The organism is Bordetella genomosp. 9 (assembly GCF_002119725.1).
Taxonomy (GTDB): domain Bacteria; phylum Pseudomonadota; class Gammaproteobacteria; order Burkholderiales; family Burkholderiaceae_B; genus Bordetella_C.
Genome location: NZ_CP021109.1, coordinates 4,355,365 through 4,370,037, shown reverse-complemented (window position 1 = coordinate 4,370,037; position 14,673 = coordinate 4,355,365). Strand labels below are relative to the sequence as shown.

At 67.3% G+C, this 14,673-nt stretch carries 15 protein-coding genes; 4 read left to right on the top strand and 11 right to left on the bottom strand.

Going from position 1 to position 14,673, the window contains the following annotated elements; genetic code table 11:
* The first annotated feature begins 2 nt into the window (after window positions 1-2).
* The 3 genes from lipB to lipA all read left to right on the top strand — a co-directional run bounded on the left by lipB (window position 3) and on the right by lipA (window position 2,551).
* Window positions 3-629 (top strand): lipoyl(octanoyl) transferase LipB, encoded by a 627-nt coding sequence (gene lipB / locus CAL13_RS20080; RefSeq protein ID WP_086073342.1) that lies wholly within the window; start codon window positions 3-5, stop codon window positions 627-629.
* Between the two features lie 29 nt (window positions 630-658).
* A complete protein-coding gene (locus tag CAL13_RS20075; RefSeq protein WP_086058959.1) occupies window positions 659-1,414 on the top strand; it encodes a tetratricopeptide repeat protein in 756 nt (251 codons plus the stop codon).
* A gap of 159 nt (window positions 1,415-1,573) precedes the next feature.
* Window positions 1,574-2,551 (top strand): lipoyl synthase, encoded by a 978-nt coding sequence (gene lipA / locus CAL13_RS20070; protein ID WP_086058958.1) that lies wholly within the window; start codon window positions 1,574-1,576, stop codon window positions 2,549-2,551.
* 41 nt (window positions 2,552-2,592) lie between these two features.
* Here lipA and CAL13_RS20065 read toward each other — a convergent pair whose 3' ends face one another.
* The 11 genes from CAL13_RS20065 to CAL13_RS20015 form a co-directional block, all read right to left on the bottom strand.
* On the bottom strand, window positions 2,593-4,926 hold the full coding sequence (locus CAL13_RS20065; RefSeq protein WP_086073341.1) for a xanthine dehydrogenase family protein molybdopterin-binding subunit: 2,334 nt from the start codon (window positions 4,924-4,926) through the stop codon (window positions 2,593-2,595).
* On the bottom strand, window positions 4,923-6,062 hold the full coding sequence (locus CAL13_RS20060) for an FAD binding domain-containing protein (RefSeq protein ID WP_232467711.1): 1,140 nt from the start codon (window positions 6,060-6,062) through the stop codon (window positions 4,923-4,925). Before CAL13_RS20060 ends, CAL13_RS20065 begins: the two co-directional genes overlap by 4 nt.
* Window positions 6,059-6,547 carry a (2Fe-2S)-binding protein gene (locus CAL13_RS20055; protein ID WP_086073340.1) on the bottom strand — a complete coding sequence of 163 codons (489 nt, stop codon included), beginning with the start codon at window positions 6,545-6,547 and terminating at the stop codon, window positions 6,059-6,061. The genes CAL13_RS20060 and CAL13_RS20055 overlap by 4 nt, the downstream gene beginning before the upstream one ends.
* Before the next feature lie 184 nt (window positions 6,548-6,731).
* Window positions 6,732-7,331: a DUF4142 domain-containing protein gene (locus CAL13_RS20050; protein ID WP_232467710.1), complete on the bottom strand. Its 600-nt coding sequence runs from the start codon at window positions 7,329-7,331 to the stop codon at window positions 6,732-6,734.
* A 144-nt stretch (window positions 7,332-7,475) separates the two neighbouring features.
* Window positions 7,476-8,039, bottom strand: coding sequence for a cob(I)yrinic acid a,c-diamide adenosyltransferase (locus CAL13_RS20045; protein ID WP_086073339.1), 564 nt, complete (start codon window positions 8,037-8,039; stop codon window positions 7,476-7,478).
* The gene (locus CAL13_RS20040; protein WP_232467853.1) at window positions 8,032-8,568 is read right to left on the bottom strand and encodes a GNAT family N-acetyltransferase; all 537 of its coding nucleotides are present in this window, start codon (window positions 8,566-8,568) and stop codon (window positions 8,032-8,034) included. Before CAL13_RS20040 ends, CAL13_RS20045 begins: the two co-directional genes overlap by 8 nt.
* A 112-nt stretch (window positions 8,569-8,680) precedes the next feature.
* Window positions 8,681-10,015, bottom strand: coding sequence for an ATP-dependent protease ATPase subunit HslU (gene hslU, locus CAL13_RS20035; protein ID WP_086073338.1), 1,335 nt, complete (start codon window positions 10,013-10,015; stop codon window positions 8,681-8,683).
* A gap of 85 nt (window positions 10,016-10,100) precedes the next feature.
* Window positions 10,101-10,640, bottom strand: a complete 540-nt coding sequence (gene hslV / locus CAL13_RS20030; RefSeq protein ID WP_086058953.1) for an ATP-dependent protease subunit HslV — start codon at window positions 10,638-10,640, stop codon at window positions 10,101-10,103.
* Between the two features lie 175 nt (window positions 10,641-10,815).
* Complete coding sequence (gene dksA, locus CAL13_RS20025) at window positions 10,816-11,280, bottom strand: RNA polymerase-binding protein DksA (RefSeq protein WP_086058952.1); 465 nt, start codon at window positions 11,278-11,280, stop codon at window positions 10,816-10,818.
* Window positions 11,281-11,328: 48 nt separating this feature from the next.
* Window positions 11,329-12,435 carry a CobW family GTP-binding protein gene (locus tag CAL13_RS20020; protein WP_086058951.1) on the bottom strand — a complete coding sequence of 369 codons (1,107 nt, stop codon included), beginning with the start codon at window positions 12,433-12,435 and terminating at the stop codon, window positions 11,329-11,331.
* Between the two features lie 463 nt (window positions 12,436-12,898).
* On the bottom strand, window positions 12,899-13,492 hold the full coding sequence (locus tag CAL13_RS20015; protein WP_232467709.1) for a Fur family transcriptional regulator: 594 nt from the start codon (window positions 13,490-13,492) through the stop codon (window positions 12,899-12,901).
* Between the two features lie 405 nt (window positions 13,493-13,897).
* Here CAL13_RS20015 and CAL13_RS20005 point away from each other — a divergent pair, with 405 nt between their 5' ends.
* Window positions 13,898-14,644, top strand: coding sequence for a metal ABC transporter ATP-binding protein (locus CAL13_RS20005; protein WP_232462453.1), 747 nt, complete (start codon window positions 13,898-13,900; stop codon window positions 14,642-14,644).
* Window positions 14,645-14,673: the final 29 nt, after the last annotated feature.

Here is a 14,673-nt window from a genome sequence, read left to right as displayed (position 1 = left end):
CGATGATCAAGTGGTTGGACCGGCCGGCCGACTACGCGCCGGTGTGGCAGGCGATGCAGGCTTTCACCGAGGCCCGCACGCCGGCCACGGCGGACGAGATCTGGCTGTGCGAGCATCTGCCGGTGTACACACTGGGCCAGGCCGGCCGTCCGGAACATGTGCTCAACCCCGGCGCCATACCGGTCGTCCGCACCGACCGCGGCGGGCAGGTCACGTACCACGGTCCCGGCCAGGTCGTGGCGTACGCGCTGGTCGATCTGCGGCGCGCGGGCATGTATGTGAAGGAATACGTCGCCCGCCTCGAGGACGCCGTTATCGCCACGCTGGCGGACTACGGCATACAGGGCTGCCGCAAGGCCGGCGCGCCGGGGGTCTACGTGGCGCGCGCGGACGGCGAGCTGGCGAAGATCGCCGCGCTCGGCATCAAGATCCGCGCGGGCTGCGCCTACCACGGCGTGGCGCTGAACGTGGACATGGACCTCAAACCCTTCCTGGGCATCAACCCCTGCGGATATGAAAACCTGCCCACGGTCGATATGGCCGCCTGCGGCGTAAAGGCCGGGCTGGAAGAAGCGGGCGAGCGCCTGGCTGACCGTATCGCCGGGCTCTGTGGCGGCGCCGCGCGATAATCCGCAGCGTCGACTCGCCGGACCGCCACATGCCCGCCATCTCCGCCGCCGAAATTGCAGCCACCACACCCGAACAGCTCGCCGCGCTGATGGCCGGTCCGCCCGAGGGCTACGCGCCCTGGATACAGGCGGCCGCCGAGCACGGGCTCGTCGAGGCGCAGGCGATCCTGGGACAGATGCTGCTGGACGGCGCAGGCGTGCCGCGCGATCCCGAAGCGGGCTTCGCGTGGTTCAAGCGCGCCGCGCAGGCCGACCACCTGATGTCCATCAACATGGTCGGCCGCTGCTACGAAAACGGCTGGGGCACTGCGCGGGACGAGGTGGTCGCCGCCTATTGGTTCCGCCTGGCGGCCGAACGCGGCCTGGACTGGGGCATGTACAACCACGCCCACATGCTGCGCGACGGGCGGGGCGGCGTCCCGCGCGACCGCGCCGCGGCGCTGCAGTGGTATCGGCGCGCGGCGGGCATGGGGCATATCAAGTCCATCGGCGTGGTTGGGCGTTTCCTGGAGGAGGGCGACGTCGTGCCGCGCGACCTGGACGCCGCCATGGATTGCTACCGGCAGGCGGCCGAAGGCGGCGATTTTCGCGGCATGTTCCATTACGCGCGGCTGCTGCTGGATCGCGGTCAACGCGATCAGGCCGCTGCATGGCTGCGGCGCGTGCCGGAAACCGCCACGCCGGCGTTTCTGCGGGAGGCCGTGGAGATGCTGCGCGCCGGTCCCGCGCCGGAGCTTTCGGCATTGCTTGACCGCCCGGAAGGGGATGGGCGCCGCATCCCATAACGTGGAAAAGGCCCGGCGGCCCGGAAACCGTGCGGGAGTATCATAGGGTTTTTCCTGAAGGCGGCGCCCCGCCGCGCCGCGCGTAGCCGACACATGTCCACGCCCGCCGATTCCCCCTTCGCCGCGCCCGCCGGGGCCAACGCTTCTCCGTCCACCGCGATGCCCGCCGCCGACACCGCCGGCGCGTCCGCCAAGCCCTACGATCCCACCGCGAAGCAGAAATCCCAGGCCAAGACCGCCCGCATTCCGATCAAAGTGGTGCAGGCCGAGCGTCTGAAGAAGCCCGAATGGATTCGCGTGCGCGCCGCGGCGCCCGGCTCGCGCTTCTACGACATCAAGCGCATCCTGCGCGAGCACAACCTGCACACGGTGTGCGAAGAGGCGTCGTGTCCGAACATCGGCGAGTGCTTCGGTAAGGGCACGGCCACATTCATGATCATGGGGGACAAGTGCACGCGGCGCTGCCCCTTCTGCGACGTCGGCCACGGCCGCCCCGATCCGCTGGATCCGGACGAGCCGCGCAACCTGGCGCGCACCATCGCAGCGCTCAAGCTGTCATACGTGGTCATTACCTCGGTAGACCGCGACGATCTGCGCGATGGCGGGGCCGGACACTTCGTCGAATGCATCCGTCAGGTGCGGGAGCTGTCGCCGTCCACCAGGATCGAGGTGCTGGTCCCGGACTTCCGCGGCCGTCTGGATCGCGCGCTGGAAATCCTGAACGCGGGTCCGCCCGACGTGATGAACCACAATCTGGAAACCGTGCCGCGCCTGTACAAGCAGGCCCGCCCGGGATCCGACTACGCGCACTCGCTGAAGCTCTTGAAGGAGTTCAAGCGCCTGCACCCCGAAGTTCCGACCAAGTCGGGCCTGATGCTGGGTCTGGGTGAAACGGACGAAGAGATCCTGCAGGTGATGCGCGACATGCGCGAGCATGACGTCGATATGCTCACCATCGGCCAGTATCTGCAGCCGTCGGAGCATCACCTGCCCGTGCTGCGCTACGTTCATCCCGATACGTTCGCGATGTTCGAACGCGAGGCCTACGAAATGGGCTTCACCCACGCCGCAGTGGGCGCGATGGTGCGCTCGTCGTACCACGCCGACCAGCAGGCGCATGCCGCCGGCGTGAACTGAGCGCCCGGGGCGGCGCCCCTGCCGGCGTGCCGCCCGCTTCGCTACAACATATCTTCCAGCCGTATCGGCAGCCGCCGGATGCGCCGGCCAGTTGCATGGTGCACCGCGTTTGCGATGGCGGCGTTCATGCCGACGATGCCGATCTCGCCGATGCCCTTGATCCCCATCGGGTTGACCGCCGTGTCGTGCTCCGGAACCAGCAGGACGCGCACGTCCGTGACGTCCGCGTTCGCCGCCACCAGGTATTCGGAGATGTTGTCGTTCACATACCTGGCGTGACGGATGTCGATCTCGGTCTTTTCGAGCAGGGCGCACCCCAAACCCCAAATCATCCCGCCCATGTACTGGCTGTGCGCCGTCAGCGGATTGACGATGGTGCCGGCCGCAAAGGCCCCAAGCAGCCGCGGCGCCCGGATTTCTCCGGTCAGGCGGTGTACGCGCACTTCTGCGAACTGCGCGCCGAAGGCATAGGCGGTGACATCCTCGCGGCTGTGTCCGCGCAGGATGGGCGGCTTGCCCTGATACAGCGTCTGCATGGCGGCCTTCGGCAGGCCGTCCGGGACGTTTTCCGCATATGCTTCGATGGCGCCCATGCCGGCGTGGGCCAGCGCGTCGGCGAAGGACGTGCGCGTCCCGTCCAGGCCGATCAGGCAGCCGTTTTCGATGCGCAAGGCATGAGGATCGTGGCCGGCCAGCGGGCCGCCCGCGGCCACGGCGGCGCCCCGCAGCTGGCCCAGCGCGCGATCGCAGGCTTTGGCCACCGCGTGCACGATGGTCGCCGTATGGCTGGATCCCGCGGCCAGCGAGGCGGGCGGCAGGCTGCTGTCGCCCATTTCCACCTGCACGCGCTCCAGCGGCAGCCCGAAGGCCTGCGCCACGGTCTGCGCCACCACCGTGTACGCACCGGTGCCGATGTCGTGCGCGGCCAGCTGCGCCCGCGCCCTGTCCGGCGCCAGTGTGACGCGCGCCGCCGTAGCGGCGATATTTGATGGATACGCCGCCGTGGCGCACCCCCAGCCCACCAGCCAGTCGCCGTCGCGATGCGACCGGGGTCGCGGATTGCGGGCTTGCCAGCCGAATTCGCGGGCGCCTTCGTCGAAGCACTGCATCAGGCTGCGGCTGGAATAGGGCAAGCCGTTCGCGGGGTCGCGCGGGGTATCGTTGACGCGGCGCAGTTCGATGGGGTCCATGCCCAGCGCCAGGGCCAGCTCGTCCATCGCGCACTCCAGCGCGAACATGTACGGGGTGTCGGGCGGCGCGCGCATGAAGCCAGGCGTGTTGCGGTCCGCGTGCACGACGTTGACCCGTGTGAGGATGTTCGGGCAGGCGTAGACGCGCGCCGTGGTTTCGGTGCCGGACACGTTGTAGTCGCTGGGCCGGCTGGTCACTTCCCATCCTTCGTGGCAAAGCGCGGTCAAGGCGCCGTTGCGGCTGGCGCCCAGTCGCACATGGTGGCGTGTTTCGGCGCGATAGGTGGCGATGGTGTAGCCCTGGCCGCGCGTGGGCACCAGCTTGACCGGCCGCCCGACCCGGCGCGCGGCCACCGCGATCCAGGCGCTGCGGGCCGTCGCGCTGCCCTTGGAGCCGAAGGCGCCGCCGACGTAGCGCGAAATGACCCGCACCCGCTCCGGCGACATGCCGAGCTGATGGGCCACGTTGTGGCGCAGGCCCTGCACGAACTGGCTGGGTTCCCAGATGGTCAGCGCATCGTGGTCCCAGGCGCAGGTGGTCGTGAAAAGTTCGATGGGATTGTGGTGCTGCGTCGGGGTCTCGTACCACGCATCGAGTTTGACTTCGGCGCCCGCGAACGCGCCATCGGCATCGCCGACTTCGTAGTCGCGATGCTCGCCGGGCTCGCGCCGTACCGATTCGCTGCCGGGCGTGTCGAAGGTGGCCGACGGCGGCTCTTCTTCGTAATCGACACGCACGCGATGGGCCGCGTCGCGCGCGATCTCGTATGTTTCGGCCACGATCACGCCGATGATCTGGCCGTCGTGCCACACCCGGTCGCTTTCCAGCGTGGTGGTGGATCCGCCGCCGCTTTGCGGCGTGGGCGGACGCGCTTCGTGTCCCGCGTTCTCGTGGGTCAGGATGTCGAGCACACCCTCCATTGCCAGCGCGCTCTGCAGATGCATGCGCACGATGCGTCCGCGAGCGATATCGCTGGTCAGCAGGAAGGCATAGGCGGCGTTGGACACCGGTTCGTCGGCCGGATAGCGGGCCTGGCCGGTGACTTTCGCATAGCCGTCCACACGCGGGTGCGGTTCGCCGATGCGGGCGCCGGCCGGTATCCTGACCTCGGCGTCCTTATCCGGAACGGAGCCCAGGACGCCGCCATGTGCGCTTTCGGGGGATGCGGGGCTGTGCTGCGTCATGGCGTCGCGTCCTCGTCACCCGATACCGGCAAGGCCGCGGCTTCGAGCAGCGCCCTCACCAGCGTGCGGCGCCCGAGTTCGGGCTTGAAGCTCGCCTGGCCCTGCGCGGATACGTCCCGAAAGGCCGCCTCCGCAGCCCGGCGCGCGGCGGTCTCGTCCAGCACCCATCCTTGCAACGCCTGTTCGGCCTCGTGCGAGCGCCACGGGCGCGTGGCCACGCCGCCCAGGGCGATGCGGGCCGTGCGCACCATCCGGTCCGGTCCCAGGTCCAGCGCCACCGCGGCGGCGGCCAGCGCAAAGTCGTACGACGCGCGGTCGCGTATCTTCAGGTACAGCGAACGGCGCGTCCAGGGTTGCGCGGGTACGGTGAAACCGGTGATCAGATGGCCGTCCGGCAGATTGGTTTCGATGTGCGGACTGCTGCCGGGCAAGCGGTGCAAATCTTCCAGCGGCATGGTGTACGGCGCCCCGCGCGCATCCAGAATGGACACCTGGGCTTCCAGCGCAACAAGCGCGTTGGCGAAGTCGCCGGGATAGTGCGCGATGCAATATTCGCTGGTGCCCAGCACGGCCAGACGCCGGTTCACGCCATCGCGAGCGGCGCACCCGGACCCGGGCTCACGACGGTTGCAGGCTTTCCAGCTGGTGTCGCGATAGTATGGGCAGCGCGTGCGCTGCAGCACGTTGCCGGCCAGCGTCGCCATATTGCGCAACTGCGGGCTGGCCGCCTGGCGCAGGCTGTCGGCGATGACGGGATAGTCGCGCCGTATCGCGGGGTGGTCTGCCGCGGCCGACATGCGCACCAGCGCGCCCAGGCGCAGTTCGTCCGCATCGGCTTCGATGGCGCCGAACTCATGGCGCAGCGCGTTGATATTGATCAGATGCGCAGGCCGTATCACGTCCAGCTTCATCAAGTCCAGCAGCGTCGTGCCGCCCGCCAGGAACTGCATGGGGCGGTCATGATCGTGGTCCAGGTGCGAGGTGGGCGAATGCGGCTGCGCCGGCGGCGGCGCCGCGTAGGGATGCGGCGCGCCGGCGTCCGGCTCGCGGCGGCCATGCGGGAGCTGCGCCCGTTGCGCCATGCGCAGCGCCTCGTGCGCGGTCGCGGCGCTTTCCAGAATGAAAGGCCGCATCATTCTTCTCCCGTGTGCGGCGCGTCGCCGGCGGTCGCCTCGCGCGCGTCGATGATGGCGCGCACGATATTGGGATAGGCGGCGCAACGGCACAGATTGCCGCTCATGTACTCGCGGATCTCGGCTTCGGTGCCCGCGTGGCCCTCGGTCACGCACGCGATGGCGCTGAGTATCTGGCCGGGCGTGCAGTAGCCGCATTGAAAAGCGTCCCGCTCGATGAAGGCGCGCTGCATCGGCGCCAGCGTGCCGTCCGGATTGGCCAGGCCTTCGATGGTGGTGATTTCGCCCTCGACCGTGCCGGCCAGCGTCATGCACGACAGTACGCGCTCGCCGCCGACCAGCACCGTGCACGCGCCGCATTGGCCCTGATCGCAGCCTTTTTTCGACCCGGTCAGGCCCAGCCGCTCGCGCAAGGCGTCCAGCAGGGTGGTGCGCGGGTCGACATCCAGCCGGCGCGCGTGACCGTTGACGTTGAGCACGACGTTCATGGGAGTCTCCTGCGGATCGGCATGTTCCCTGGCGCGCGTCGGCACGCGCAATGGCGCCCGGCGCCGCAATGCGCGTGCCCATGCCCGCGCGCCTCATGCCGGCGCCGCCCAGAAAAAACGGCCGCATTGCGCGGCCGGCTCGGCACAGCGCGCCGCGATGGGCGCGCCGATGGGCCCGCGGCGTTTACTGCTTGCCGCCGTTCTTCTTCGCGTCGTCTTCCTGCCCGACCTTCTGCTGCAGGGCCTTGGCCATTTCCAGGTGATGTTGCAGCGTGGGCAGCGTCTTCGAGGCAAAGGCCTTGATGTCCGGATCCTTGGCGTCCGTGCTGGCCTTCTGGAACAGCTTGACGGTGTCCTCGTGCGCGGACACGCCGATGCGGCTGGCGTACATCTTGTCGAAGGTGGTGCCGCTGACCGCGCTCAGGGCCTTCAGTTCGGTGCGCTGCATGATGGAGGGCTGGGTCGGCGCGTCGTAGCCCTTTTGCTTGGCCAGCGCGGTCAGCTCTTCATTGGCCTTGGTGTGATCGTCGATCATCTGCTGCGCGAATTGCTTGATGTCGGCGTTGGTGCTTTTGCTCTGCGCCAGCTTGCTGCCTTCGACTTCCGCCAGGCCGCCCTGCGCGGCGTTCTCCAGGAAGTCCTTGTCGTCGCCCGACAGCGTGCTGCGCTGGGCGCCGTCCTGTCTGGGGGCGGTCGTGGTGGGGGCCGGCTGGGCCCACGCGCCGGCGCAGAAGGCCAGCATGCCGGCGGCGAGCATTCCACGGGTAATGAGGCGTACGGTCATCGAAATCTCCTTGGAAAGATGCGCCGATATGGCGTCGTTCCGCTAGAGCAAGTTCCGGACCCGAAATCCTTTGAAGGCGGTGGCGGGCAACCGCCTTGCCGGTAAAGGGCCGCACATCAGCGCCGCGCGTCGCGTTGTGTGGCGTTAGTCTTCGCCGCCCGTCTTGGGATTGCGCCAGTAAACGTCCGCGGCGTCCATCGCGCGATTGGCCACGCGAGCCATGACGAACAGGAGATCCGACAGCCGGTTCAGGTACTGCAGGACCGGCGGGTTGACCGCCTCGCTGCGCTGCAGCGCCACCACCGACCGCTCGGCGCGGCGGCATATCGTGCGCGCCTGGTGCAGCAGCGCGGCCGGGCGCGAACCGCCGGGCAGGATGAATTCCCGCAGGGCAGGCAGGCCCGCGTTGTAATGAGCAAGCCGTGCGTCCAGGCGGGCGACATGGTGGTCGCCCAATCTGGCATAGCCTGGAACGCACAGCTCCGCGCCAAGGTCGAAGAGCTCGTGCTGCGTCGTGCACAGGTCCGTGGCGACTTCGGCGTCCAATCCCGCTTCGGTAAGCACGACGCCCAGGGCGCTGTTCAATTCGTCGACATCGCCCAGGGCCGCGACGCGGGCGCTGTCCTTGGGGACGCGGCTGCCGTCGCCCAGCCCGGTCGTACCGTCGTCCCCGGTGCGCGTGGCGATGACCGAAAGCCGGTTAGCCATCGACGTCCGCCCTGGCGGCCGGCGCTTCCACCTGCCGTGCCATTTTTTCCAGCGCGTCGCCGGTGACGCGCACGATGCGCCATTCCGGCAGCACCTGCGCCCCGAGGCCTTCATAGAAATCGATGGCGGTCTGATTCCAGTCCAGCACCGTCCACTCGAAGCGGCCGCAGCCGCGTTCCACCGCGATGGCGGCCAGCCGGCGCAGCAAGGCGCGGCCGATGCCCTGGCCCCGCATGTCGGCGCGCACGTAGACGTCTTCCAGATACAGCCCGCGGCGGGACAGAAAGGTCGAATAGTTGTGGAACCACACGGCATACGCCAGCAGTTCGGCGGCAGCCCCATCGGCGGCGTCCGTGCGCTCGGCGACCAGACATTCGGCGGCCGGTGTGCGGCCGAAAAGGGATGCGCGCAGGCTGTCTTCCGTTGCTGCGAAGATGCCGGTCAGTTTTTCGTATTCGGCGAGTTCGCGCATCAACGCCAGGATGCCCGGCACGTCTTCAGGCGTGGCGAGGCGGACGGTATGGGAGATGGGGGCGGACAAGGTCGTCTTCCGTGATTGAGGGCGCCGCTATGCTAGTTTGGCAACGCGGCGCCCGCAAGGGCAAGCGGCCCAGCGCCCGGTGGGCGCTTTGCCGCTTCGTTTACAGCACGTAGCGCGCCAGGTCCTGGCTGGCCGCCGTTTCCGCCAGCTTGGCATCGACGTAGGCGGCATCGATGCGCACCACGTCGCCTGAATTCGCCGTCGCATCGAAGGACAGGTCTTCCAGCAGCTTTTCCATCACCGTGTACAGCCGGCGCGCGCCGATGTTCTCGGTTTTCTCGTTGACGTTGAAGGCCAGCTCGGCCAGCCGCTGGATGCCGTCGTCCGTGAATTCCAGATGCACGTTTTCCGTGGCCAGCAGCGCCGTGTATTGCTTGATGAGCGACGCATCGGTGTCCGACAGAATGCGCACGAAATCCGCCGCGGTCAGCGAATCCAGCTCCACGCGGATGGGGAAGCGGCCCTGCAGTTCGGGAATCAGGTCCGAGGGCTTGGCCAGATGGAATGCGCCCGAAGCGATGAACAGGATATGGTCGGTGCGCACCATGCCGTAGCGGGTGTTCACCGTTGTGCCTTCCACCAGCGGCAACAGGTCGCGCTGCACGCCCTGGCGCGATACTTCCGCGCCGCCCGTTTCCTGGCGCGCGGCGATCTTGTCGATTTCGTCCAGGAAGACGATGCCGTTCTGCTCGACATTCGCGATGGCGGCGGTGCGCAGGTCGTCCTCATTGACGCGCTTGGCAGCTTCTTCTTCGACCAGGAGCTTGAACGCTTCCTTCACCTTCAGCTTGCGCGTTTTCTTTTTGTCGCGGCTCAGGCCGGCGAACATGTTGCGCAGCTGCTCCGTCATTTCCTCCATGCCGGGCGGCCCCATGATGTCCATTTGCGGGACCGGCTGGGCGACTTCGACCTCGATTTCCAGGTCGTCGATCTTGCCCTCGCGCAGGCGCTTGCGGAAGGTCTGGCGGGCGCTGCTTTCCTCGTTGCGGTCGGGCTCGCCGGTGACCGAGCGGGGCGGCGGCACCAGGGCGTCCAGGATGCGGTCTTCGGCGGCGTCCTCGGCCTGCGAGCGCACGCGGCGCATTTCCAGCTCGCGTGTTTGCTTGATCGAGTATTCCGTCAGGTCGCGGATGATGGTGTCGACGTCGCGGCCCACGTAACCCACTTCCGTGAACTTGGTGGCCTCGATCTTGATGAAGGGCGCGTTGGCCAGTTTGGCGAGCCGGCGCGCGATTTCGGTCTTGCCCACGCCGGTGGGGCCGATCATCAGAATGTTCTTCGGGTGGATTTCATTGCGCAGCGGTTCGGGCACCTGCTGCCGGCGCCAACGGTTGCGCAGCGCCACGGCCACGGAACGCTTGGCGCGCTGCTGGCCAACGATGTATTTGTCGAGTTCGGAGACGATTTCTCCGGGGGTCATGCTGGATGCGGACATGCTGGGGACCTCGTGCGGAACGGATGCTGGACGGGAAGGGGCTTGGGGGCGGGAGGGGCCGATGCAGGCCTGGCCGCGCGGCGCCTCAGTCGCCCAGCGTCTCGATGAGGTGGTTCTGGTTGGTGTAGATGCAAAGTTCGCCGGCGATTTCCAGCGACTTCTTGACGATTTCTTCCGGCGACAGATCCGTGTTGTCGAGCAGCGCGCGCGCCGCCGATTGCGCATAGGCGCCGCCGGATCCGATCGCGGCGAGCCCGTGTTCGGGTTCGAGCACGTCGCCATTTCCGGTCAGCACCAGGGTATGGTCCTGGTCGGCAACGATCAGCATGGCTTCCAGGCGGCGCAGCACGCGGTCGGTGCGCCAGTCCCGCGTCAGTTCCACGGCCGCACGCATCAGATTGCCCTGGTGCTTTTCCAGCTTGGCCTCGAAGCGCTCCTGCAGGGTAAAGGCGTCGGCGGTGGCGCCGGCGAAACCCGCCAGGATCCTGTCGTGGTACAGCCGCCGGATTTTGCGGGCCGTGCCCTTGATGACGATGTTGCCCAGGGTGACCTGGCCGTCGCCGCCCAGGGCCACGCGGTTGCCGCGGCGCACGCTGACGATGGTAGTGCCGTGATATTGATCCATGATTCCTTTCCTGATTGCCAGCACGGGCGGCTGGGCGCCGGGCGCCCCGCGCCGGGGTACGAAATCAGCATATGGGGGCGTGGGACGCCGGATTCAAGAATCGGCGCGGCGCGCCGCCCGCGAAAACAAAAAAGGGCCGCCCGGTGGGCGGCCCTGGGATCGCATCAGGCCCGTTTCAATCGCCGTAGAGCTTCTGCCGCATCTCGCGCCGTTCCTGGGCTTCCAGGGACAGGGTGGCGGTGGGCCGTGCCAGCAGGCGGGGGATGCCGATGGGCTCGCCCGTTTCCTCGCACCAGCCGTATTCGCCGCTGTCGATGCGCGCGATGGATTGCTGCACCTTCTTCAGCAGCTTGCGCTCGCGGTCGCGCGTGCGCAACTCCAGCGCGTGTTCTTCCTCGATCGTGGCGCGGTCCGCCGGATCGGGAACGAACTGCGTTTCGCGCAGGTGTTCGGTGGTTTCGCCGGCGTTGTTCAGGATGTCCTGCTCCAGCTTTTTCAACCGCTCCCTGAAAAACGCCAGCTGGCGTTCGTTCATGTAGTCGGATTCGGGCATGGCCAGCATTTCTTCCTCGCTGGGCAGATCAACCGGCGTCTCGTTTGTCGACTTGCTTGATTTTTTCGTTGCTGCCTTGGTAGCCATGAAAGTACTCCAAACTATGAATCGGACCTGGCAAATCGCGTTCGGCGATCAGGACGCGCCAGCCAGGCACTGCTCCAGTCCCCGGGTGAATATTTCCTGGGGCAGTTTGCGGCCGATGAAGACCATCTTGGTGGCCGGTTTTTCATTAGCGGCCCAGGGTTTCCCCGGCTCGGCGCCCATCATCATGTGAACGCCCTGAAAAAGCATGCGCCGGTTCACGCCCTTCATGTAAAGAATGCCTTTGTACCGCAGCAGGTCGGGCCCGTAGACCTGGACCACGCCGCCCAGAAATTCTTCCAGGCGCGCCGGATCGAAAGGCTTGTTGGACCGGAACACGAAAGCGCCGATCTCGTCGCTGTGGTGCGCGTGATGGTGATGGTGCGCGTGGCCGCAATTCGGACCGCATTCGCCTTCGTGATCGTGGTCGTGATCATGGTCGTGGCCATGATCGTGATCGTGGCGCGCGTCGGGATGTTCGTCGGCCAGGAATTCGGGATCGATGTCCAGGATGGCGTTCAGGTTGAAGCCGCTGATGTCGATGATGGACTTCAGATCCACTTCGCCGAAATGCACAGGGGTGATCGGCGCGCGCGGGTTGATGCGCACGATGCGGGCGCGCAGCGCCTCGTAGTCGGCTTCGTTGACGAGGTCGCGCTTGGAAATCAGGATGCGGTCGGCGAAGCCGATCTGCTTCTGCGATTCTTCCTGGGCGTCCAGGGTCTCCATGCCGTGCTTGGCATCGACGACGGTGACGACTGCATCGAGCCGGTAGTATTCGGCGATGTCGTCGTCCATGAAGAAGGTCTGGCAGACCGGGCCGGGGTTGGCCATGCCCGTCGTTTCCAGGATGACGCGTTCGAAATTCAGCGCGCCCGCTTGGCGCTTTGCCTTCAGTTCGCCCAGTGTGCGCATCAGGTCGCCGCGGACGGTGCAGCAAACGCAGCCGTTGCTGAGTTCGACGATTTCTTCTTCGCTGTCCTGCACCAGCAGGTCGTTGTCGATGCTTTCGGGTCCGAACTCGTTTTCGATCACCGCGACGCGGCGGCCGTGATACTCGGTGAGGATGCGTTTGAGCAGTGTGGTCTTGCCCGCACCGAGAAAGCCGGTGAGGATCGTGACGGGGACCATTTCGTCCAGACTGCGCGAGGTATTCATAATGACTGCCGATTCAATGCCACGGCAAAGCGCCCCAAGCGGTTGAAGCGTTGCGCGAAGCGCGGGTAGGCAAGGGGTTTTTCGGGGCCATTTACAGGGCCGCGTTCCCGCCCGGACGCAGGATTACAGCACAGTCGGCGACGCCGGGCAAACCCCGTACCTACCCTGGTTTAAAAGGAGGATTGCCGCCAAATGGGGGCATATACACCGATTTCAATAGGGAGATCGGCGAATTTCCCTGCCGCCCCTCATTCCTTCGCAGGACAAAAGGATGACCGCCTTGTCACGCGCGTATTCGATGCTTACGCTTCGATGCGCGGGCGGCCGTTCGGGTTGCTGTCGTGACGTTTTGGTACGGCCGCCCAAGGATCGCCCAAGATTCCGGTCACGGGCGGCCCGCCGCGCGAAGACCTTGCCACGAAAAAGGCGTTCGCGATCCCGGGATTGCGCAGGGGCGCCGGTCTCAATGGGCGCCGCTGGATTGCCTGCCCGGGGCGGCATCCGTGGCGCCATCGTCGCTGGCGTCGTCGTGGCCATCGTGATGCGCGTGTCCGTGCCCGCCATGATGGTGGCTCTGTTCGCCGGCGGGGCGCTTGCGCTGGCACGCCGGGCACAACGCCCGGATCTCGGTCTCGTGCGCGTTCAGCGCGAAGCCGGTGCGCGCCACGCGTTCCGCCAACTGCCGGCTCATCGCGGGATCGCTCACTTCCGCCACCGCGCCGCATTCCGTGCACACGACCAGCAGGTCGTGCGGCGCCCCGCCCGCATCGTGACAGGCGGTCCAGGCATTGACCGCATCCAGGCGATGGATCAGGCCCTCGTCCATCAGGAAATCCAGCGCACGGTATACGGTGGGCGGCGCCGCACCGGGGTGGACGTCCCGCATTGCATCCAGCAATTCGTAGGCTTTCAGGCTGCGCCCATGGCGCAACAGCAGTTCCAGCACCTTGCGGCGGATGGGTGTCAGGCGCCGGCCGCGTTTCGCGCACAAGGCTTCGGCGACGTCCAATTGGGCGCCGACGCTATCGGTCCGGGGCGGTCGTGGGGAAGTCGACATATTGTTGGCCGGCAAGGCAGGGCGCGAACGGCGCATGCGCGACGGGCGGCGGTACAGGGAAGAGAAAGGATACCCGACGGCCCGGGGCCGCGGCGCGGTGCGCCAGTTTTGTTATGATATAACAATACGAGATCCGGCACGCGGCTCCGGCACTCCCATGCCTCCGTCGCCCGCGCCTGCCGGCATAGAGTTCCGCATTCCCATGACTTCCGATCCGCTCCAAGCCAAATCCGCCGTTTCAGAACGGCCCGCCGCGCCTGCCGCGTCCCCGTCAGCACGGGCGCTGCCGAAGGACGGTCCCGCGGCGCGCCGCCGCGTCGGCCGGGGCTCATGGATGATGGCGTCGGCCGCCGAGCGCATGGCCGCGGCGGCCCTGGTAAGCGCCGCGCTCTGGACTTTGACGGCATGGGCGATGGGATGGTTGTAAGCGGCGTGCGCTCCCCCGCGGCGATCCGGCTGGAGCAGGCGTCCTTCGGCTGGCGCGGCCGCGCGGCGGTCAGCGAGGTCAGCGGCGTGTTCGAGCCCGGCTCCATGACGGCCATCGTGGGTCCCAATGGGGCGGGCAAGTCCACGTTGATCAAAGGCATCATGGGCGTCTTGCGGCCGCTGTCCGGGCGCGTCGCGCTGGGCGGGGACGGGCGCCGCGATCTGGCCTGGCTGCCTCAGGCCGCGGATCTGGACCGCGGTTTCCCTATCACGGTCCACGAACTCGTGGCCATGGGGGCGTGGCGCCGCGTCGGCGCGTGGCGACGTTACGGTGAGGCCGAACGCGAGCGGGTCCAGCAGGCGCTGGCCGCCGTTGGCATGGCTGGCGCCGGCGACCGCATCGTGGGGACCCTGTCCGGAGGGCAACTGCAGCGCGCGCTCTTCGCGCGCCTGCTGCTCCAGGATGCCGGCGTGCTGGTGCTGGACGAACCCTTCGCCGCCGTGGACGCCCATACCGTGGAAGACCTGATGCGCCTGCTGTCTGCCTGCCATGCGGAAGGACGCACCATCATTGCGGTGCTGCACGATATGGATTTGGTGCGGGCGCATTTCCCTCGCACGCTGCTGCTGTCGGGCCGCGTTGTCGCATGGGGCGACACGGCGCAGGCGTTGACCGACGCCAACCTGCGCACGGCGCGCGCGCTGCGCGATAGGGAGCTGGCATGAGGGCCCGTCGGACCTTTTATCGCGGACGG